Source organism: Trichocoleus sp. DQ-A1 (assembly GCF_039961955.1).
In the GTDB taxonomy this organism is placed as follows: Bacteria; Cyanobacteriota; Cyanobacteriia; order Cyanobacteriales; family FACHB-T130; genus FACHB-T130.
Map to the genome: position 1 here is coordinate 248,151 of NZ_JAMPKE010000002.1, position 21,579 is coordinate 269,729.

Genomic DNA, 21,579 nt, shown 5'->3' on the forward strand with positions numbered 1-21,579 from the left:
TATCAATATTGTATTTTTAATCCCAATGAAATTTTTAGATTTCTTGACAATTATTACTAATTACTTTATTGTCTGCTAACAAGTTTTACTAAAATTAAAGAATCGGTAGTTCAACTAAAAAACAGGTGATTTTGGATTCGCTTTCCACTTTAATTGTTCCTCCTAAATAAGCTACCATCTTTTGAACCAATGCCAGTCCTAGACCAGTTCCGCCATGCTTCCACGGGTCATTACTTGGAATGCGGTAGAACTTATCAAAGATTCGGGGAATTTCATCTGTAGGAATTTCGATTCCAGAATTAGTCACTTCGAGCTGAAGCTTTTCTGATTTAGCATGGACAGCTACCTTAATTTTTTCTCCTTGCGGAGTATATTTACAAGCATTATTCAGCAGCTCGGTGAGGATGCGTGCTAAACAGAATGGATCGGAGATTAGAATCGGCAGTTCTTCGGGAATCTCTACTTGTAAGATTTGCTTGTGTTTGTGGGTTCGCTGTTCAAAAGGTTCTACGATATGGGGAATCCAGTCTTGTAGATGAATCGCTGTTTTTTCTAAAGGATGCGCCTCTGCATTGAGTTGCTGTAAGTGGAGTAGATCGTTAATCAGATTAATCTCTCGGTCACACTCATTATTTAACAGCTCAAAATAGCAATAACCTGGGTGTCTCTCCGCACTTTTATTAGCGATTTCATCCCGCCAATTGCAGGTTTCTTCCATAATCACTTCCAACATCTGAATTGCCATTTTCATGTTGGATACGGGGGTGCGTAACTCATGAGAAACCGTACTCAAAAAATCATCTTTGAGAAAATTGAGTTTTTCTAATTCCTCAACTTGAGCCAGCGAAGCTTGGTAAAGTCGGGCTTGGCGAATTGCGATCGCGCATTGATTAGCAACCTGCTGTAATAAGCGAATCTCTAGTTCGTTAAAAATATATTCCCGATCGTTTAATAACCACAGATCGCCCAAAACCCCTTGGTCATCAAAAATCGGACAAGCTAAAACTGAAAATTCACCGGAAACCGGCTGAATTGGGTTAGGGCCTATTTTGCAAAATTGTAAATGCTTTCCTTGCAATAGTTGGGAGTAAATCGCCGGATTACTTGCCATTTGGATTTCGCTTCCCTCAGATGAAGGCATGGAAAGCGTGTACTCATAGCAAACCGTGGAAGTAGCCCCATTAATGTCATACAACGCCGTATCGCAGTATGTAACTCCCAGCACTTGTGCTAATTCTTGCACGGCTGTTTGCAAAATTTGGCTCTCATCAAGGCTGTCACGCACTTTATCAGTAATTCGTTTGAGCATCGCTTCAAATTTGAGAGCTTGCTGCAACTGGCTGGTGCGTTCCTGTACCTGGTGTTCGAGGTTTGTGTTGAGCCGCTGCACCTGTTGGTAAAGTTCAGATTGTTGAATCGCGATCGCTACCTGAATTGCCAACGAACTGAGGAAATCAATCTCCCACGGTTGCCAGTGCCGAGGTTGCGAACAGTGATGAGCAATCAACAGCCCCCATAACTGAGTGCTATCCGTGCTAAGGGCTATTTGGGAACTGAGCGAAGATTCCTCCCGGCTCTCCGGGTCCCTTTCCTCAGCCCTGTTTTGCAGGATGGGCACCACCAAATTAGCTTTGACTTGAAACTGAGACATTAAATCGATGTAACACTGTTTCAAGCCAGCGTTGTAAATATCCTCCGTAGCTCGGATACGACCCTGTTTGTAAGGCTTGACATAGTTTTCAGCAAAGCACGGATCTACAATGGTTTTCCCTAAAATAGGAGTCCAGCGCTCATCTACAGATTCCACCTCCACCATGCCACTCCAATCTGGATTGAAGCGATAAATCACCACTCTATCGGTCTGAAGAAATTGCCGCACCTCGCTGGCTGTAGTATTGAGAATTTCCTCTAGATTCAGAGATTGGCGGATGCGCTCCAGCATCGCTCCCATTAGCCGTTGTCGCTGATTTTGCTGCCGTAATTCTTCCGCTGCTCGACTCGCTTGGAGGAGACGACGCATCCGTTGGCGCAGCACTGCCCAGTGAACCGGCTTAGTCACGTAATCGGTAGCACCTGCCTCAAACGCCTGATTGACAGATTCTCGGTCATCAAGACTGGTAATGATTAAAACAGGTGTGCGATCGCCTTGAGGAAGTGATTTTAACTGGCGACAACAACTAAAGCCATCCAGAATCGGCATCAACGCATCTAGCAACACAATATCTGGATGTAGGCTGATGTAAGCAGCTAAGCCTTCCTCTCCATCACTTGCCTCTGCCACTGTGTAGCCTTCGTGTTCAATCATGGCGCGCAGCTGCATCCGTGTGAATTTGTCATCGTCAACAATCAGGACGAGGTAGGAATCTGGTTCGGTGCAAGTAATATTCATTGCTGACTTGATTGTGCTTCCATCTGCAAAGCCGTTTTCACTTTTTCATACTCTGTTTCAATCTGTACAACAATTTTGGATGCACCCGCAATTTCTCCAGTCCGGCTCATCGCTTCTAGCTGTTTACACAAAGTAGCCAGTTGTACTGCCCCAAGAGCGGCACTGCTGGCTTTCAAAGTATGAGATGCTTGCCTGAGCGCGATCGCATCTTGGTTACTCGCTGCCGTCTCCATTGCTTGCAGCAGTTTGGGAGCATCTTCTAAATAGCAATGAATCAATTGAGTCAATAAATTTGAGGCTTTCCCTCCCACTGTTTTAGCAAATGCTTCCAGGATCTTCGCATCAATAGGAGTACTGAATGATAATGTTACATCGCTACCCTGTCCGCACTCAGTATTCAGTGAAGTAGTGGCTTCGCCCTCTCTTTTTTTGACTTCCCCAATCCCCGACTTCCCTGCACCTTTGTACCCCTGCACCTCAGTGCCCCTGTACCTCAGCAAAGCCTGAACTAACTCTTCCTTCCGGAGCGGCTTGCTGATATAGTCGTCCATGCCAGCTTCCAGACACGTTTCGCGATCGCCTTGCATGACATTCGCCGTCATGGCAATAATCCAAGGTTTTGCGCTCCCATCGGTTGCCAATTCTTTTTGGCAGATGTTACGACTCGTCTCTAAACCGTCCATTTCTGGCATCTGCACATCCAGCAGCAGCAGATCGTAGGGTTGACCCCGCAAAGATTCCAGCACTTCTAACCCATTGTTAACAACATCGGCTCGATACCCCAACTGTTGAAGTATGTGCAAAGCAACCTTCTGGTTCACCCGATTATCTTCGGCGACAAGAATTCGGAGGGGAAGACTTTCGGCAAAGGGGAGCTGAAACTCAGGGAAAGTAAAGGGTGCGCGATGCACCTTGATCGGCTCTCGTACCAACAGATCGCTCAAGGTATTGTAAAGCTGAGATTGTTTAATCGGCTTATTCAGGAAGGTTGCAAATTTTACTCGATCTAACTGTTTCCCCCCCGGTTCCTTGCCAAACGTTGTCAACATCACCACGGGTAATGCTTGAGCGTTCGGTAAGGAGCGAATTTCTGTCGCTAGGCTCAAGGCGTCCATCCCTAAAATTTGCCTATCGAGAATCACCATATCAAAACGCTCTCCTTGCCGAAGCCAGTTTAACGCCTGGGCACCCGATTCAGTTGCCTTCGGCATCATTCCCCAAGATTGCGTTTGCAAAATCAAAATCTGGCGGCTAGTAACGTTGGCATCCACAATTAATAGCCGTTTTCCAGCTAACTGCGGCTGGACAGCATCGAGTTCAACAAGTGGACAGCCAGGAAAATCTCGGACGACGATCGTGAAATAAAAGGTGGAGCCGCGTCCCACTTCGCTTTCAACCCACATCTGACCCGCCATCATTTCACTCAAGCGTTTGCTAATCACCAGTCCCAAGCCGGTTCCCCCATATTGACGGGCGGTAGAGGCATCAACCTGGCTAAACGACTTAAATAAACGATTGATTCGGTCTGAAGGAATCCCAATTCCGGTATCTTTGACGGAAAATTGGATTTCGTAATAGGTTTTAGGGAACGAATCAGGGGCAATGGATGATTGGTTTTCTTGCCGGTGACTAATTGCTGACTCCTGATTAACCATTACTTCTGTTGCTGTTACAGAAACCACGACTTCTCCAGCAGAAGTAAATTTAATTGCATTACTTAGCAAGTTCACCAGAATTTGGCGCAGTCTGATTTCATCTCCTAGCACGATGCTAGGTGTTCCTGTCTCAATTCGGTAAGCAAGTTCTAAGCCTTTTTCAAAAGCATGGGGAGCGAGTAAATCTAAGGCAGCTTCAATGCAATCTAACAAGTTTAAAGGTTGTTCTTCTAATTCCAGCTTGCCAGACTCGATTTTTGAAAAGTCGAGAATGTCATTAATAATTTTCAGTAAGGAATCGCCACTGCTACTGATAATCTCGACAAACTTTCGTTGCTGGAACGTTAGTTCTGTATCCAATAGCAAGCTTGCCATCCCAATGACTCCGTTCATCGGAGTGCGGATTTCATGGCTCATCATCGCCAGAAATTCGCTTTTAGATCGCGTTGCTTCCAGTGCTGCCATCCGTAGGGCAACTTCAGCTTGTACGGCTTTCTGAGCGGAGAGTCGCAGTTCCAATTCATCAATGACGATGGCGGCTAAGTCTTTGAGAGTTGCCTTTTCTGCTTCGGTCACTTGACGGGGTTGATAGTCGATTACACAAATAGTGCCTAAGTTGAAACCATCGCGTGTCTGCAAGGGAGCCGCCGCGTAAAAGCGAAGTCCAAATTCCCCAGATACTAAGGAATTTGCTAATGTCCGGGGGTCTACTTCGGCATCCAGAACGGTGTAAACGTCTTCTTGCAAAATCGCACTGGCACACAGTCCGGGTTCGCGTCCAATTTGCTGAACTTCTAGCCCATGATGGGATTTAAACCAGATCCGGTCGTGGTCAACGATGCTAATAATGGAAATCGGGACATTAAAAAACCGGGCAGCTAGAGCTGTAATTCGGTCGAAGGCTCCATCTGGAGGTGTGTCAAGAATGTCGTAGCGACGCACTGCGGCGAGTCGGTCAGCTTCATTATCGGGAATCATTGTTATATCAACTATCAATGGATTGTCTGGCTGACATACCTGGAGGTAGACACCACTTTCATCCTTCTCTACATTCTTGCGGTTATGTCAATTTATAATTTTTGTTTTTAGAATTGCTCGGAAACTAGCAACCCAGCCCATGCTGATTCCTGTTTGAGGGCTTTGAGTTGCTGTTGCTCCACAAGTAGCGCGTCTGAGCCTAGCGTTAAATTGCAGGGGGGTTGGAATGTTGCGCGAGTAGAGATCGCTTTAAAAACGACTGCATTGGGACACCGCAGTACACCTACTTTAACAAGTTCTACGGTCGTTACTTTCCCTTTCTCTGCCTAGGAAGTACAGGATAAATAAGGTGTGTTTCCGGGTATACAACCGTCCGTAATAAAAGAGCGATCGCTCTTTACTTGTGCCAACTGAATCTGAAGCCAAGTTCGGCAATGCTTTGTTAAAGTTGGTTATAGATTGCCGAAATAGCCACTCGTTCTAAAAAACTACCCAATGACTATTAGCAAAAACTTCTACATTTCAAAAGAAGATTACCTAGAGGGAGAGCGAGTCAGCCCTATCAAACATGAGTATAGGGGAGGGCAAGTCTATGCAATGGTAGGGGCAAAGAAGCCTCATATTATTATTGCTAGCAACCTAGTAAGAATATTGGGCAATCACCTCAATAATAGTCCTTGCCTTGTTCTCTCCTCGGATATCAAAGTTAGGCTAGAGTCAGCAGACTGCTATTATTATCCCGATGTTGCAGTAACTTGCGATGAACGGGATACAAACTCTACAGATGACTTCATCCTCTATCCCATTTTGGTCATTGAAGTGCTATCTCCCTCAACAGCAGCTTTTGACAGAGGAGAGAAATTTGCTGACTATCAAACGTCGCCATCTTTACAAGAATATGTGTTAGTTCATCAATCTCAGATGAGTGTTGAGTGTTTTCGCCTTTCCGATTCAGGCGATTGGGTTTCTCAAACCTACCGCCAAGGAGATGAAATTTACTTTGCAAGTATCGATTTTCGCTGCGATATTGCCTCTATCTATCGAAAAGTCCCTGGACTTCAGAATGCTGATGCGTGAACATGAGAGCGATCGCTCTTTGGTCAAACCAACGGCATCGAAAAGAAGTTCCACAATCCTCTGTTGAAGCTAGGGTACAATTTGCCAAAATAGGTGCGAGAGCAAGGGGGGTGCTTTTCCAGGAATAACTATAACTATTCCTGCCTTGGCCCATTGTCCAAATTCCGAGCATTGTCAAAGTGTTCAATAAAAGCTGCAACAGTTAAAGGATTATCAATTCGCACCCCTAACTCTCGCTCACGGCTTTTAGCATCTGAGGCTAGAATGTTATGGCTGCCTACCATAATAAATGAATGGTCACACACCAAATATTTTTCATGAGTTCCTAATAGTTTTAATCTAAACTTCCCCCGATAGTTATGTTCTAATTTCTCTAGAGTAGGAAGAGCGCTGTATCCATCCCAGTGGCGGTGTTTTTCTTTTGCTACTGAAATAAACTCCGAACGGCTCATTTTTTTGGGTTGACTAGGAAATATATCACTTAGGTGGCCCCAACCTATATCAATCAAACCGCCTCCTTCAAGGATTTTAGTAAACTTCTGCAACACTTGAAAATCGATACCATACTGCGTGAGCCAAGGACTAACAATAATTATCCGCTCTTTAGTCTTGTCTAAAGCTTCCATTAAGAGGGTACGACTAGCGACACGGTCAATTACCAACTGAATAATTCCCTTCTGCTTGATGCCGTGCAGTTCAATATTATCTAACTTAGTGTTTTTTAAGTTAGCTCCACTTAAGTTTACATCAGTTAAATCTGCATTACTTAAATCAGTTCCTGATAAATTTGCGTTGCTTAAATCGGCGTTCCTTAAATTAGCTGAGTTGATTTTGGAGTTAGTTATATTAGACCAATCTAGTTTAACTCCAAGTAAATCCGCTTCACTGAGGTTTGAACCGCTTAGGTAAGCCCCACTCAGATTAGCATTTCTTAGGTTAGCATTTCTTAGGTTAGCGTTTCTTAGGTTGGCAAAATTGAGCCTTTCAAATTTTGCCATATTCAGATTTTCCCTTTTCAAGTTTGGAATACTCGATTTATCAAAATATATTTCACATAAATCTTCAGTAATACTTAAGTCAGCATTTCTTAAGTTGGCATTACTCAGGTTAGTATTTTCTAAGCTAACGCCAATTAAGTGAGCAGATGTCAGATCAGCATTACTCAGGTTGGCTCTATCTAAGTTGGCAAAACTCAGATCAGCATTACTCAAATTGACACCTTCTAAATTGAGTCGAGCTAAATAGGCATCACTCAGATTGGCACTTTCAAGGTTGACTTTAGTAAGATTTGTGTCTTTCAATTTAGCATAAGTGAGATTAGCACCAGTAAGGTCTGCACCACTTAAATTAGCATTGCTTAGGTTGACATTGCTTAAATTTGCAAATTTTAAAAAAGCATTACTCAAGTTGACATTACTCAAATTTGCACTATTCAAGTTACATCCATTTAAAACAGCTTCCTTTAAGTCACAACCACTCAAATCTGCATGCAACAAATAAGCATTAATCAACGTGCCACGTCGTAATCTGGTACGTTGAAGCTTTGCATAGGCTAGGTTAGCCAAACTCAAGTCAGCATTCCACATATCTGCTTCGCTTAGGTTGGCACAACGCAGATTTGCACCTATAAAAATAATGCGTCGTAATTTACTTTTACTTAAATTAATGTGGCGCAGCCTAGCACCATAGAAATCTCGTTTTCCTGCTGCGTAAAGCTCTAGAATTTCGCTACAATTCATTAGGTTTTGGAAGCTAATTTTTTATAGATGCACTGATGTTGATTTTTTTATAAAAGTAGCTTTTTAATACTATAGACATAGAGAATTCCCACTTAAGTTAGATTGTTCCTCATTTGTCATAAAAATGATGGTGAAGTTATCATAGGCTCTGAGGCTCCAAAGCTGTTTAAGGAAATGAGAAGCGATAATGCAAAATAGGGAACATCTCGATCTACTTCGTCAAAAAGATGTGTCTGCGTGGAATCAGTGGAGAAAGAATATCCTCACATAGAACCGGATCTCATGGGAGCCAACCTGATGGGAATGAACCTCAGTAGGGCTAATTTTAGCAGAGCTAACCTCAGTCAGGCGTTCCTTGGTGGGGCAAGCCCAGAAGCAAGCCTAAGCACGGCAAATTTCAGCGAGGCGAACCTCCGTAATGCTCATCTGAACCAAGCCAACCTAACTGGGGCAGACCTGACTGGGGCAGACCTGACTGGAGCAGACCTGACTGGGGCAGACCTTGAAAATATTTCTTGGGATCAGAGTACGAAATGGAAGAATGTAAAAGGGTTTGAGACAGTCAAAAATATGTCAAAAGCCTTAAAACAAAAGCTAGGGATAGGGTAGAAGCCGCCTACTTGAAGGTGGCACTGTAGGCGATCGCACCTTTCCCCTCAAACTCCACTTTTCCAAAGCCGACGCAGCAGGGGAAGCGATCGCTCCTATGTTAGTCAGGGTAATTAATCCTACAGCAATACTTAATCAGTTATACATATTCCTGCGCGTCTTATTGAGTAGTTGTTTTGATTAAGTTGAGACTATAGTCATACAAGTATAGAAATAGTTTTGAGCATGACCACACAAACCTGTCCCATTTGCAAGACTGAGGTGACTCCTTCTATTAGATACCCGGAATACATTTGTAGTGACTGTCGCAGCAAAGCGACAGATATGAATGGCAGAAAACTGCATTTTTACAATAGTTCCATGTCAGGTGGATACATCGCGTATTATGCAGACAGCAACGACGAAGAAGAATACAAAAGCCACTTCTGCTATATAGATGGAATCAAATGCAGAGCTGACGAAGGAAGGGTTGGGGGTATAGTGATTGAAGTATATTCAGGCTAAGAACCTAATTGCAAAAATCACCGCCTTATACCTTTTCCTTTTGTGGCGATGTGATGCCGCGCTTAGTCAAATTTTCTTCGAGTTCTCTGATGAATTCAAAGTCCTCCTCAGGCAAAGGCTGATTTCCACCCCCTAAGAAACCCTCACCAATAGAAGACTTCTTCTTCAGGAAGGTGAACGCCCGCCGGAACTGATCGGGAGTTGCCTCAATCGGCGCATCAAAGTGGCAGGGAATAATTCGCTGGAAATTCCAGCTTGCCACCTCGTCCGCCCAATCAAGGACTGCCTGAGGCGCTTGGGTGAAAATGAACGATTGCAGAATCGGTGCGACGAACGGGCGACCGCCCCCTCGCAGCGCCTCGAAGGACTGCTGCCACTGAGCCTTCCATTTAAAGGGAAACCAACCGAAATACGCCTTCTTTGACCGATCCGGTGCTTTCAGGGCATCGCGCAAAGCCTGCCCCTGCTCGCTCATTTCCAAGGCACTGGGACGTAGATACAAAGCAAACAGCGTAATGCGCTGCCATCCCTTGCGACGATTCGCCTCAGTATCTTCAACCCTCTCCAAGGCGCTATCTCTGGCGTGGAACAGCAAGGGATACGGGTCAACTTGGACAATCTCTGGCGGAGACTCTGGCACCGAAAGTACCGAATCTGTCAGCAGCAGTGTGCGCGATCGCTTGTGCAATAAAGCAACTTCTTCAAAGGACCCTCGCCCCAAGTCGATGCTCAGCACCGCATAATTAAAATCCTCAGCAAAGGGCGCATCCTTACTATTCTCCGGAAGTATGTGAGTCCGTTTGCTAGGGAAACCGAGCCAACTCAACGGCAGATTCACCGGGAAGCTCCATTGGTTCTCAGTTACGAAGACCTGTGCCACAGGAAAGCGTCTGGCGAACGGACCTACGAAAACCTTGTGTTCTAAGCCAGAAGCGGTTGGCAGGATGATGTACTTAACGTCGCCGTATTTCGCTTCCAACTCTTGAACCAGCCGGATGCACTCTTTGGTCGGCGCGACTGGAGCATAGACCAGAAGACCCCCTTCAGAGAGCTTAACGACGGTCATGCGAATCGGTACGACAGTGTAGAGGATGCCCTGCATCTGGTCAAAAGTCCAGATCGTGTCCTTCACGACTTCTTTGCGGAGTGTCCGCCGCTGGCTGTATGGGTAGAGTGGTACAGTCAGCCAGAAAGGCCATGACCAATCCCCAGGTTTGATACTCAAACTATCTTGCCCCTGCCCAAACGATTGTGCCTTCAATAGATGCGTCTGGTGCGCTTTCTTTAGTGGTTCTATCCACTCCACGACCCCTTCCCCTTTTTCATGAATGCTGACGCTTGTGTTTGTCGAATTTCTAGCTGCTAGAAGAAAGCAAATTTTTGACTCAATAACTTAATTTTTATCTAAAATCTAGACCCTCATGACCATTAGACTTTAAGCAAACGCTCGTTTTCTTCTACCCTATGGGGTCAATACTTCCCCAATAAAGCAGACCTAACACGCGAACCTCTTCAAAGTTAGGTTTTTAGATGTGGGTAAATGAGTGGGAAAGTGGAGGAGTGGGAGAAAGCCGATTTTTCCGTTGATGATTCATCCCCTTGCCCCCTTGTCTATAAAAAAGGTTCGCAGCAAATTACCCTGACGTTGCCACCGTGAGGACAACAACGCGGCTGTCTACATTGAGAACTTGGACTCCTGGGAATAAAGTAGTCATCGGCACCTTCCAATGGGAGTGACCGCAAATGACTAACAACTCGTTCGCTGTGGCAAGTTCAGCGCGAATTGACTGATTTCCGATGAGTTTCGCGTCTGGATCGTTGGGACCTTCGTGCAAAATTAGGATATCTGGTAACTCCTTGAGCAGTTGGCGAATAGCTTGATGAAAATCCTTTTCTGAACGACGCCAAAGTTTAGTCGGTTTGCCGATAATCCCTGAGATGCCTGCGATGCGAAATCCATCAACCACAGCGATTTCACCATCTAAGTAGCGGATACCTCGCCCCTTTTTAAAGGTTTTAATGTCCTCTGGCGTGTTTCCCAAGATGTCATGGTTTCCTGCAACTCCAGCAACCCAGCGAAAACGACGACTGAAAGATTGCCAGACTTCGCGGACATCTCCCTCACCCCCACGCTTATCGCTTCGTGCGTAAAGATCGCCTGCCAAGATAATGCCTGTTTTCTGTGGGGATGGAATTCGTTCCAGGTTCGCTAAAGTTTCTAATTCTTCTGCGACACGATGACCGAGAAGGCGTCCATCTGTGGGATTGATACCCTGTAAATCACTAGCGATGATGATGGCGTCTAAGCCAGGTGGAAGTGAGTCAGCTTCTGCCGATAAAATCGGTAAAACTTGCTCAACCACATGGAGATGACCTGCGGCAGCAGCGGTAATAAAGGGGATTTCATGAATGGGTTGGTCGGAAATAGAAGCAATCCGCATAGGGCTTAAGGATAGCGTTTGCCTTGAAAAGACGTTGTCATCTTGACGCCAGTTCAACTGCGAAATTGCTGCTATTCCTGGCATTGACCGATTGGAAGCAAGATGTAGGTTTATATCAAACCTACATTATTTAAACGTTTTATAAAAGCAGGGCGTCTACTGTAATTGCTCGTGAATTTGGTTTAGGCGCGTCCGAAAAGCTAGCTTTTTGTTTTTATTGAGTGCTAAATCTTGGCAGCTTTAAAAGTAACTTCATCGCCTCATCATAAGCTTGCGCCTGAGAACTTTCTAGCACCCGTTTGACATCTTTCTAAGCATCGGCTTCCCGTTTAGCTAACGTCTCTAACGCTTTGATATGTCTCACCCCGGCTTCTTGCTTTTCCCTAATCGTTTCCTGTTTCTCTTGCTCTTCTGCCGCTTTAAATAACTGCTTGATAGTCTTTTGTGGCTGGCTTCCGAGTTGAGCCACAAGAATTAGTTCAGATAATTTATTTTTAATTTTAAGGGAAAGGTTCGCTTCTTCTTGAGCAAGCCGCAGCAAAAAGATAATAGAAGATGCGATCGCTATCGCTGCATCAACACGTTCAATATCCTGTTCGTGTACAAGATATTGAGGTGCTGGGAAATCGCTACAGATTGACGCCGATCGCGCGATCGCTCAATAACCTGCATTTAAACCAAAAATAGCGGATCGACCCTTAGCGGAACTCCTAGCGCCAGATGAACGGGGACGGTGGTTTCAACCAGCAGGGACAAGATGCAAGTTGACGGGACAAGGCTACAAATCCAATTGAAATCCTTGACTCCGCCCAAATTCGCAGTCCTTTATCAGATTAGATGGAATTGCTCTAGGGATATTTGAGCTTTTGCGCGTAAAATTTCCACCCTTATTTTTTATATTATTAAAGAATATTCGGAAACTTTTTTATAGTTTTGTCAATCTAAACAGGGCATGACTTTGGGAATTTATCAGCGGCTGGTCTTAAACTTGGTGAGTCCGACAATGTTAAGATACCCAAAGTTTGTCATCGTTCTGTTTTCAGCCCCCCAATAGGGTTATTTTATGGTATCTTCTGGAACTGCTCGACGCCTCGGTTTTACCTGCCTTGCTGGCCTACCTTTGACAGTGTCTTTGGCTCTGCTACAACCCGTGCAGGCTCAGAACCAAATGCCTGCTTTACCAGAAGACACCAGTCAAACACAACCAGACTTAACCGATCCCAACAATCTCCGCCCGATCGATCCGGACAGTGGCTTATTGAGTATGGCAGGAGGGAACCGTTTGCTGAGTGAGGCAGATAGTGCTGTATCTTCGCAAAACTATACTCTAGCCGCCAAGAAGCTCCAAGAGGCTCGTCAGGTTTTCAACCAGTTGTCCAATTTCTATCAACAACTGGGTTCTAGTTTTTCAGGAATTGATAATCGAGTTTACGAGAGCCAGCGCCGCAAGGCTGTAGAAGCTGCTCAACTTCGAGATCGGGCAACTTATCAGCTAGCGCTGGTACATCGCGCGCAAAATCAGCCGGATTTGGCAGTACCTTTGTTAATTCAGATTGTTCGCAGTCAGCAGCCGACACGGGATCTTGGCAAGAAAGCTTATCAGCAGCTGCTAGAAATTGGGTTCATCGATTCTCCTGATTCTGCACCGGCAAATTCTTCGAGCGATCGCTCCAATTCATCTTCCTCTGCACCTAAACGGTAGATTAGAATTAGCAACTTGAAGTGATACGGGAGTTTAAATGGTTAGCCCAGATCAGGTAGAGGCGATGATCAAAGCCAAAATGCCAGATGCCCAGATTCAAGTTCAGGATCTGACTGGCGGTGGCGACCATTACCAAGTGACAGTGGTTTCGTCGCAGTTTGAAGGCAAAAGGCTTGTACAACAGCACCAACTGGTTTACGGTGCAGTGCAGCAAGCGATGGCTACAGAAGCGATTCATGCTCTAGCACTGAAAACCTATACTCCCCAAGATTGGGAGGCTGCTACCAAGCGAGGTTGAACCTGAATAAAAATTGCGTTCTCGCGCACTGGCATTACACTAGAAAATAGAGGCATTCCAAGCAGAACTATGACGCCAGAACTAAAAGAGCGGATTGACAGCTTGCTCAAAGAGCATAAGATTGTGGTCTTTATGAAGGGCAATAAGCTGATGCCCCAGTGTGGTTTTTCTAACAATGTGGTACAAATTCTGAATACTTTGGGCGTACCCTACCACACGATTGATATTTTGGACGACTGGGAAATCCGGCAGGGAATTAAGGAATATTCTAATTGGCCTACCATTCCCCAAGTTTACGTTGATGGTCAGTTTGTTGGCGGCTCAGACATTCTGATTGAACTGTATCAAAAGGGCGAATTGCAGGAAATGGTTGAAGTTGCCTTAGCTTCCTAAAGCTTTGGGATACGAACTGAAAATTCCCTCCTAGTTCTTCAAATTAAGAATCTAGGAGGGAATTTTTACTGGGTTTAGGATAACTTGCGACTAAATTTAAAAGCTCATTCAAAAGCTGTGCAGCCTAAATCATCCTAAATAAAATTATTGACTGGACTAGGACGTAAACGATACTAAGGGCGATCGCTCTTTTTTCAAATTTTTCCTTATCGGCTGTATAAAAATTCCGAAGCTGCTGAACTTCAAAGATAAACAGCACCCGGAAGATCGCTGTTGTCTACCCAAACCCGATCCCTGTGGGCAATTTAACCACATTATCCACAGGCAACGATGGCAAGGCTGATGCTGATAGCCTCAGCTTGACCAAAGCAGCTAACCCGAACTAATAATAGTCCGATTTAGGTTGAGTCTGGGTCATGTCAAAGTTGGATGGATCGTAAATGTAACGGGTAACTTCTTCTTCTAAGCGGTGGATGAGAAAGGGTTCCAGAACGTTAGAATGACGCATAGCTGCGAGATAGCCATCTAAAAACAGCCGCAAATCATCGAAACGATAACCCCGATTCCACATTTCGACGAGGGCGTCGGTGAGTCTTTGGTAGTAGCGGATGGTTTGAGAGTCCTGTAGCATGGTCGGAAGTATCAGGTTTGAATTAGAAGTATAAGGGGTGAAGTCGCAAGAAGGAAACTTTCGCTCTAAGCGGTTAGCTTTGATTCTGGCAACTCATTAAGGGCGCTAGGCGCTAGGCGCTAGAAAACGCAAGCGTACTTCGGGTTTGCTTCAGTTAAGGCTAGTGTCTTAACCAGAACTACAGCGGTTTGGAGTTGCGGTGCGGAAACCGAAAACGAATGCACCCCAGTTTGGTGATGAAAGAACGCTTGGTTGTGTTCCTTGAAAATTAAGGGAATAACACCAAAACTCATCCCGCCGAGAGCAGCGAGTTGCGCGATCGCTCTCACTTTAGTTTCATCGTAGAAAACTTGATCCTCAACGTCATGCCCCTGTCGAGCGATTTGTGCCATCTTTTCCAGCAAGCACTGCCATTTAGTCGTTAGCTTGTTTAAACCGCCGGTTGACAAAGACTGTCCCTGTGGGAAGCATGATTTCAAGCTTTTGTCAATAAAATTCCGGTTTTTTAACCACATTTCCGATTACCAGGATAGATTTGCCTGTTGTCCCATGCCTGGTATATCCAAAACGCGATTTGTCTCATGCCTTTTGCCTCGCTCATGCCTTGTGCCTCGCTCAGTGGGTTTCTAGTAGGAAAGACATCCTGCTTGCTTTAGCTAGGTATACTAATTTGGTCATCGGAAGCTTTTGGCATGGCATTGTTCAGTAAACTTGACTAAACGTTACCCTTCGTTAACTTTCATTTTACTGACTGCTTGGTGAAATGGCAGCTTTGACTTCAGACTCGCCCTAAATCTGTAATATTTCTTTTAAAGTATTAAAAATATAAAACAAAAGTTTGAGTTTCAATAGATTTTTTTTAATTTATCACTTTTAATTTTTAATTGTATAGCCTAGACCCCTCGTAGCCCTGGTTACAGAATCCTGACATAAGCTTTGTTAAGCTAAATCTCACCAGCTTGAAGGGAAGCATGCCACCGTGGGATCGATTTGCATTCAGATCATCGAGGGGAACCCGCACCTGCGATCGCTACTGGGCTGGCACTTACAGCAAGCAAGCTACTGGGTGTGTCAATCCGCTGGCGTTCATCAAGGTAGAGAAACGTTTTATACTCGCCAACCCGCACTCGTAATCCTTGATTCCGACCTGCCAGATGGCGATGGAATTGAATTTTGCCGATGGCTTCATCAACAGGGACAGGTACTCATCTTGATGCTGTCCGCCCGCAGTATGGAAGCCGATATTGTCGCTGGGTTAAAAGCGGGAGCCGACGATTATTTGACCAAGCCATTTGGGATGCAAGAATTTATGGCGCGGGTTGAGGCGCTAGTTCGCCGCGTTCGCGTCACAGCCGCACCGATATCCCTAGATTATGGCGACCTAAAAATAGACTTAGTGCAGCGCCGCGTCCGCTTCAAAGAAGAATTCATTGACCTGACGCCCCAAGAGTTCAGCCTGCTTTACGTTCTGGCACAGGCTGGAGGAGTAGCGCTGAGCCGTTCCGAACTACTGCGCCGCGCTTGGCCTGACGCTATCGATAATCCACGCACTATTGATACTCACGTCCTCTCCCTACGCAAGAAAATTGAAACCGATCCTCGACAACCCAGCATGATTCAAACTGTCCGCAACGTGGGCTATCGGTTTAATCCAGAGATTCTTAAGGGAGCAGAACCAGTTGCCTCAATAATTGAGAACGATTCCAAACCGCTCCCTGCTCATGCTACCCCTGCCATGCTAGGCGGACAGAACCGCCACCGCTAAGTATCAATTTTTAAGATAGATAAGATAAACTTTGCCACCCACCTCAAATCCAAGGCACTTCAGTTGTTGGGTAGATTTTCGGGCGAGGTTCTGGGATTCCCTGACTCTGACGGATCGCTTCTTGACGACGAGCGATCGCCCACTGGCGCTGTCGCCACATCACAAAGCCAGTGATAAATAGAACGGTGGGGGTCAAGCCAGCGAACACATACAAAATCCGCATTCCCAGCCCACCATAAATCCCAATGTGCAAAGTAAACAGCTCATTCATAATCCGGGTTCCTAGAGGTACCGTCAGCGCATTTTCCACCCGCAAGACCTTCCCACTGTACTGGTCGAGATAGACACGGCTACGACCATCTGGGCGGATTTCCTGGGGCAATTTCTTCGTGACCCTGACGATTCCATCCGGTTTACTAGCAAGAGAAATGAAGGTGGTTTTGCCTTCTGGCAACGCCGCATCAGCTTTGGGCAAAATTTCTTTGAGTGTCAAAGGTGACTTGCCCACTTGAGGTGTGGACGTTAAGGGAGTAGGTTGTGGCGTCTGTGTTAGCCAGTAGACTGCTGGCTCTGTTTCCGCGTGAAAAATCATTGCGGCTCCTGTGGAAGCAATCAGGAGCAGAAACACAGCAGACACGATACCCCCGACCTTATGGAGGTCATAGTTGACCAGCTGCCAGGGAGCTTGCCACCTGATCTGGAAGCCGGAAAGGAGCCTTCTCCAACCAGACCATAAAATCATCCCAGAGACGCTCAGCAGCAACAGCAACAAGCCACAAATCCCAACGACTTTCTCGCCAACCTTGCCAGCGAGGAGAGAGAAGTGGATATCATACACGAAAGTCATCAACGTACGTCCCCACTGTTGTGTGCCAAGGATGGCTCCAGTGTAGGGGTTGACATAAGCGTAGATAAACTCATCTTTCTTTGATTCCATCCCCACCGTGTATACCGAGTCTGGCTTTCGCGGCAGATCGATATAAGACAGCGTCAAGTCTGGATAGGCTAAGCGGACGATCTGTAAAGCTGAATCTGGGGATATGCGATCGCGCAGGCTCTCAGAAGCCGATTCGCCTTGCAGAGCAACCTGATGTAAATGAGAATTGAGAGCGCGCTCGATCTCTTCGTGAAAGATTAAAGCGCTTCCCGTCAATCCGATTACAAGTATCAGAAGACCGAATATTACACCCACATAGCGGTGCAGTATCAATGCAAGTTTGCGTAATTTCATCAGCAAGACTTCCTTTGAATTTTGTCTTCTGGCTTCCTCAGGGCGGGTTTAATCTAATACTTTTCAGTAAGGCTAGTTCCTCTCAAATAGAGAAACATAGTCCCCCTCAAAAAAGGGGGTTGGGAGGATCTCTGAGCGATGAAACTTACTCATCGAAAAGTATTGAGCTTTAACCAGAATGGCGTTGAGGATACCAGATTAACCGCTTAGCCAGAGCCTAAAACATCAAAATTCCACCCCAAATGTCCCCAACAAAGTTAAAGGCGCTCCGGGGTAAACTAAGAAGCCCTGAGAATCGTAATATTTGATATCAAAGAGATTCTTGATATTCAGAGCAGCGCGGTAATTGTTCCGCCGATAGAAGATAGCGGCATCAGTTCTCAAATACGAAGGGATTTCGATGGTATTTGGAAGCTCTGCTTCCCGCGCCCCCACGAAATATACTCCAGCTCCAAAACCTAACCCTTGCAGAGAACCTCTTTGGAATTCATAAGTCATCCACAAGCTAGCGCTATTATTTGGCGCGTTAACCAATTCGTCCCCTTCAGGAAGGCTCTCATCTTTGCTAACAAAAGCATCCATATGGGCATAAGATGCAATAACATTCCAACCGGGTCTAATTTCTCCCCTCACGTCCAATTCGATGCCTCGGCTCTTAACTTCTCCCGCTGCAATTGAGAAATCACTATCATTGGGATCTGCCGTGGCAACGTTTGTTTTCGTTATCTGGTAAGCTGCCAGCGTCGTGGACAATCTGCCATCTAAAAATTCGCCTTTAATTCCGGCTTCGTATTGGGTACCTCTTTCAGGCTCTATTAGCTGTCCGTTCGACGTAAAAGCAAAAATATTTGGTCGAAAAGAGCGGCTGTAACTGGCATAGAGTGAAATTGGTTCTATCGGCTGATAAACAATTCCAACACGGGGTGAAAAGGCTTCAAAGTAACGGCTGGATTTTTCAGCTTCGCTTCTATTCAAAGCGTCTGAAACATCTTCGATGTCAAGATCGACCGAATCAAATCGACCGCCAATCAGTAATTTCAGATTTGGCAACAATGTTATCTGGTCTTGTACATAGATACCTAACGTATTAGTGTTTTCTTCTCTGCCAAAGGCGTCACCGAAACTGTTTGGACGAGGAAACCCGTAAACTGGATTGTAAATATCAATTGAAGGGAAATTTGCTCTGCGTAATGTGTAGCCATTTCTAATTTTACTTAACTCAAGCCCAATGAGAAGTTGATGATTAATCGAGCCAGTATTAAATTTGCCTACCAAGTCTGTTTGCAGAGAATAATCTTCTCTGTTTTCATCAGAGTCATTATATCTTCGCCGTAAGGTGCGTCCATCTCCCTCTAATTGGAAGGTACGTGCTTGGACATTTTTACGCTCTGTATCAACGATTTGAGCTGAAAAAGCATTCCGGAGCCGCCAATTTTCGCTAAAACGGTGATCCAGAACATAACTAGCTTTATGGCTTCTATGGTTGTAACTGTCGTTGGGTTCTCCTAAATAACGACTAATGGGAAGATCAAACATCGCAGTTAGCGGTGGAAAGGCTCGGTCGAAAGTTCGATCGAGATCTAGGTACTCATACTCCAGGGTTAAGGTAGTTTTATCGGTAATCTTGAAGCTTAAGACAGGTGCAACCACGAAAAGCTCGCTGTCTACGAAATCTCTAAAACTACCTGAATTCTCATAGGCAACATTCAATCGATACAATACATTTTTGTCAGGATCGAGGGGGCCAGAAATATCTATCGATGGGCGATAGAAGTCGTAACTTCCAGCCGTAAATGAAGCGGCATAATAAGGTTCGCTCAGCGGTTGCTTGGTGATGTAATTCACGACACCACCCGGTTCAATCTGACCATAAAGCACCGAAGCTGGCCCTTTGAGAACTTCGACTCGTTCGATGTTGGCGACATCCGTTAATGAGTAAAAACCGCCATCGCTGAAACCATTTCTCAGGTTACTGGAGATGGCAAATCCCCGGATGGTGTAGTTATCAGTAGCGCCTCCATAACCCTCGCTTCTCACAACGCCACTGACGTTGCGTGCGGCTTCTGTGATTCTTACGACTTGTTGATCCTCAATCACCTGTCGAGGGACAACCTGAATCGACTGAGGAACGTCGCGCAAGGGTGTATCGGTTCGCGTGGCGGTTGTGGCGTCGATGACTCTATATCCGCCTTCTTGCTGACCCGTCACTACTATTTCAATTTCTTCTGGCTCTTCAACTGAAGCATCTGCATCTGGTTGGGTTTCGTCACCAGGTTCAGCCTCTGAAGGGGTCTGGGGCGACTCAGAAGGCTCAAAGTCAGCCGTCTCTGGCGTTTGGCTAGGAGGGGAAGCCTCTGCTGTTTCGGAGGCGGTTGTTAAGCTGAGTACCACTCCTTGCGGACTCGGCACGACTTCTGCGACTGGCAGTTCTGCGACGCCTTTGATCGTTACCCGAACACTGTTGCCATACAAGCGGTTTACGGTTAAAGAAGTTATGCCGAAAGCTGGGTTGTCCTGAGTAAACGTATCCCCTTCTGGAAGGCTTAGCTGGGCGTTAAGCAGGTCAATGAGCAGGGTTTGGTCATAGCTGGATGTGACCACTTGGGGCGCTGCTCCATTTGTCGTCTGCAAAATCACTTGTAAGCCGTCGGGTGTTGAGTTGAGTTGCACACCTGTTACTACGACATCAGCCCGTACTGGCTGAGCCACTGTCATGACAACTGAGCCTGCGAGCAACAAGCCAGGAAGTAATTGCTGTAGTTTCATTCCGTTTCCACACACCTAATTTATGCACCCAGGTCTTGGTTAACAAGCCTGATTTTTATTGCAAGTAATTATCATTAGTGTGGTTAAGATAAAACGACGCCTGTGCAAAAGTCAAGTGAAAAAATTTAGAGGCATCGCCTACGAGAAAGATTGACAAATGGCTAGTTTTGGGCATTTGTTCTTCAGTAATTGGCTCAAGCTTAACTTCTTTAAACATTGGTTAAAGAAGTTAAGCAAGCGAATAATTGACAAAACCTCATAAAAGTGTTTTCTCTAATTAAGAAAGTTATTCAAGAAAGGCGAATTTAATCCACCAGCAGGCTGGTATAGAGTGGAGAACGATTGCTTTTCGCCTTGTTAATCGATCCGATGGCTACAAAATATTGAGTCTTAGAGAAATCACGAGGGCGATCGCAGCCAATCTCTACACGCGCCAACTCTACACGCGAAACTAGAGTGTCTGAAAAATCAGCGAAAAAACCCTAACACACTTAGTGACTCCTGAAGCGCGACTCCTGAAGCGGCGGCGCAGGTCAAAAATCTATCACATCAAATTCAAAAAAACGCTGAGAGGCTGAGCGTCGCTCAGCCTCTCGATTCAGGCTATGGCTGAAGTTTTTTGATCAGCGCCAGTGCTTCTTTGGACTCATCTGGCTTGCCTTGCTCAGCGAAGAGTTCAGAGGCTTTCTGAAGGTCTTCAATCGCTTTATTATCTTCCTCTAGCTGAGCATAAGCGATTCCTCGCTGATAGTAAGCTTCTGCTTGATCGGGCTTTAGTTTGATAACTTCGCTGTAATCAGCGATCGCTCCGGCGTCGTCTTCTAACTCAGTCCGAGCTAGTCCTCGATTCAAATAAGCTTCATCATCCTTGGGATCGAGTTGCAACACTTTGCTGTAATCAGCGATCGCTTTCTCGTAGTCCTCTAGCTCAACAAGAGCTACGGCTCGGTTATAGTAAGCTTCCGTATCATTGGGATTTACTTCTAGCACCTTCGACAACAGATCGACGGCTGCCTTGTAGTCTCCCGCATCAAGTTTGTCCAAACCCTGTTGGAGCAGCGCCTCAGGATTCCCTTGGAGGCGGGGACTGCTGGGAGCAGGCGGTTTAATTTGAGGACTAGTAGACGCAGGCGGTTTAATTTGAGGACTGGTAGGCGCAGACGGTTTAATTTGAGGACTGGTAGGCGCAGACGGTTTAATTTGGGGACTAGTAGGAGCGGGGGATGGTTTGATTTGAGGACTGGTAGGAGTGGGGGATGGTTTAGTTTGGGCACGAACTACAGGGTTCACTCCACCCACTCCGATAACAACTCCTAGAATTGCGATCGCTGTCTTGATGTTCATAAATCTACTTAGTGACGAGTGATTGGGTATTCAACAATCAGTTCAAGAGTCTATACC

The 21,579-nt window shown here is 45.6% G+C and carries 18 protein-coding genes; 7 read left to right on the forward strand and 11 right to left on the reverse strand.

All coding sequences use genetic code 11. The annotated features are described in order from the left end of the window. Positions 1–94 precede the first annotated feature (94 nt). Positions 95–2,389 carry a GAF domain-containing protein gene (locus tag NDI33_RS03600; protein WP_190525768.1) on the reverse strand — a complete coding sequence of 765 codons (2,295 nt, stop codon included), beginning with the start codon at positions 2,387–2,389 and terminating at the stop codon, positions 95–97. Next, entirely contained in the window at positions 2,386–5,022 is a 2,637-nt protein-coding gene (locus NDI33_RS03605; RefSeq protein ID WP_190674334.1) for a response regulator, read from the reverse strand. Before NDI33_RS03605 ends, NDI33_RS03600 begins: the two co-directional genes overlap by 4 nt. A 495-nt stretch (positions 5,023–5,517) precedes the next feature. Here NDI33_RS03605 and NDI33_RS03610 point away from each other — a divergent pair, with 495 nt between their 5' ends. After that, on the forward strand, positions 5,518–6,099 hold the full coding sequence (locus tag NDI33_RS03610) for a Uma2 family endonuclease (protein WP_190674337.1): 582 nt from the start codon (positions 5,518–5,520) through the stop codon (positions 6,097–6,099). Between the two features lie 134 nt (positions 6,100–6,233). On the opposite strand, the gene NDI33_RS03615 is transcribed toward NDI33_RS03610, so the two are convergent. Beyond that, positions 6,234–7,838: a pentapeptide repeat-containing protein gene (locus NDI33_RS03615; protein ID WP_190674339.1), complete on the reverse strand. Its 1,605-nt coding sequence runs from the start codon at positions 7,836–7,838 to the stop codon at positions 6,234–6,236. A 237-nt stretch (positions 7,839–8,075) separates the two neighbouring features. Here NDI33_RS03615 and NDI33_RS03620 point away from each other — a divergent pair, with 237 nt between their 5' ends. Continuing rightward, positions 8,076–8,447, forward strand: a complete 372-nt coding sequence (locus NDI33_RS03620) for a pentapeptide repeat-containing protein (protein ID WP_190674343.1) — start codon at positions 8,076–8,078, stop codon at positions 8,445–8,447. Between the two features lie 529 nt (positions 8,448–8,976). Here NDI33_RS03620 and NDI33_RS03625 read toward each other — a convergent pair. From NDI33_RS03625 to NDI33_RS03635, 3 genes are all read right to left on the reverse strand, one after another. Further along, positions 8,977–10,212 carry a DUF4336 domain-containing protein gene (locus tag NDI33_RS03625; RefSeq protein ID WP_199302367.1) on the reverse strand — a complete coding sequence of 412 codons (1,236 nt, stop codon included), beginning with the start codon at positions 10,210–10,212 and terminating at the stop codon, positions 8,977–8,979. A gap of 373 nt (positions 10,213–10,585) precedes the next feature. Then, positions 10,586–11,476 (reverse strand): metallophosphoesterase, encoded by an 891-nt coding sequence (locus NDI33_RS03630; RefSeq protein ID WP_242033066.1) that lies wholly within the window; start codon positions 11,474–11,476, stop codon positions 10,586–10,588. A gap of 226 nt (positions 11,477–11,702) precedes the next feature. Next, entirely contained in the window at positions 11,703–11,861 is a 159-nt protein-coding gene (locus tag NDI33_RS03635; RefSeq protein ID WP_190674349.1) for a hypothetical protein, read from the reverse strand. A gap of 86 nt (positions 11,862–11,947) precedes the next feature. Here NDI33_RS03635 and NDI33_RS03640 point away from each other — a divergent pair, with 86 nt between their 5' ends. The 4 genes from NDI33_RS03640 to grxD all read left to right on the forward strand — a co-directional run bounded on the left by NDI33_RS03640 (position 11,948) and on the right by grxD (position 13,785). Beyond that, positions 11,948–12,079 carry a hypothetical protein gene (locus tag NDI33_RS03640; RefSeq protein WP_277878797.1) on the forward strand — a complete coding sequence of 44 codons (132 nt, stop codon included), beginning with the start codon at positions 11,948–11,950 and terminating at the stop codon, positions 12,077–12,079. A 376-nt stretch (positions 12,080–12,455) separates the two neighbouring features. After that, the gene (locus NDI33_RS03645) at positions 12,456–13,094 is read left to right on the forward strand and encodes a hypothetical protein (protein WP_199292123.1); all 639 of its coding nucleotides are present in this window, start codon (positions 12,456–12,458) and stop codon (positions 13,092–13,094) included. A 37-nt stretch (positions 13,095–13,131) separates the two neighbouring features. After that, positions 13,132–13,392: a BolA family transcriptional regulator gene (locus tag NDI33_RS03650; RefSeq protein ID WP_190415578.1), complete on the forward strand. Its 261-nt coding sequence runs from the start codon at positions 13,132–13,134 to the stop codon at positions 13,390–13,392. 69 nt (positions 13,393–13,461) lie between these two features. Continuing rightward, positions 13,462–13,785 (forward strand): Grx4 family monothiol glutaredoxin, encoded by a 324-nt coding sequence (gene grxD / locus NDI33_RS03655; RefSeq protein WP_190415580.1) that lies wholly within the window; start codon positions 13,462–13,464, stop codon positions 13,783–13,785. A gap of 382 nt (positions 13,786–14,167) precedes the next feature. On the opposite strand, the gene NDI33_RS03660 is transcribed toward grxD, so the two are convergent. Continuing rightward, the gene (locus NDI33_RS03660) at positions 14,168–14,416 is read right to left on the reverse strand and encodes a DUF6761 family protein (RefSeq protein ID WP_190415582.1); all 249 of its coding nucleotides are present in this window, start codon (positions 14,414–14,416) and stop codon (positions 14,168–14,170) included. Between the two features lie 119 nt (positions 14,417–14,535). Next, the gene (locus NDI33_RS03665; protein ID WP_348245616.1) at positions 14,536–14,931 is read right to left on the reverse strand and encodes a hypothetical protein; all 396 of its coding nucleotides are present in this window, start codon (positions 14,929–14,931) and stop codon (positions 14,536–14,538) included. A 464-nt stretch (positions 14,932–15,395) separates the two neighbouring features. Here NDI33_RS03665 and NDI33_RS03670 point away from each other — a divergent pair, with 464 nt between their 5' ends. Then, the gene (locus NDI33_RS03670) at positions 15,396–16,181 is read left to right on the forward strand and encodes a winged helix-turn-helix domain-containing protein (protein WP_190428949.1); all 786 of its coding nucleotides are present in this window, start codon (positions 15,396–15,398) and stop codon (positions 16,179–16,181) included. Between the two features lie 43 nt (positions 16,182–16,224). On the opposite strand, the gene NDI33_RS03675 is transcribed toward NDI33_RS03670, so the two are convergent. The 3 genes from NDI33_RS03675 to NDI33_RS03685 form a co-directional block, all read right to left on the reverse strand. Next, positions 16,225–17,412, reverse strand: a complete 1,188-nt coding sequence (locus NDI33_RS03675; protein ID WP_190674375.1) for a PepSY-associated TM helix domain-containing protein — start codon at positions 17,410–17,412, stop codon at positions 16,225–16,227. Positions 17,413–17,637: 225 nt separating this feature from the next. After that, the gene (locus NDI33_RS03680) at positions 17,638–20,178 is read right to left on the reverse strand and encodes a TonB-dependent siderophore receptor (protein WP_190674379.1); all 2,541 of its coding nucleotides are present in this window, start codon (positions 20,176–20,178) and stop codon (positions 17,638–17,640) included. A gap of 603 nt (positions 20,179–20,781) precedes the next feature. Beyond that, a complete protein-coding gene (locus tag NDI33_RS03685; protein ID WP_190674381.1) occupies positions 20,782–21,522 on the reverse strand; it encodes a tetratricopeptide repeat protein in 741 nt (246 codons plus the stop codon). Between the last annotated feature and the right edge of the window lie 57 nt (positions 21,523–21,579).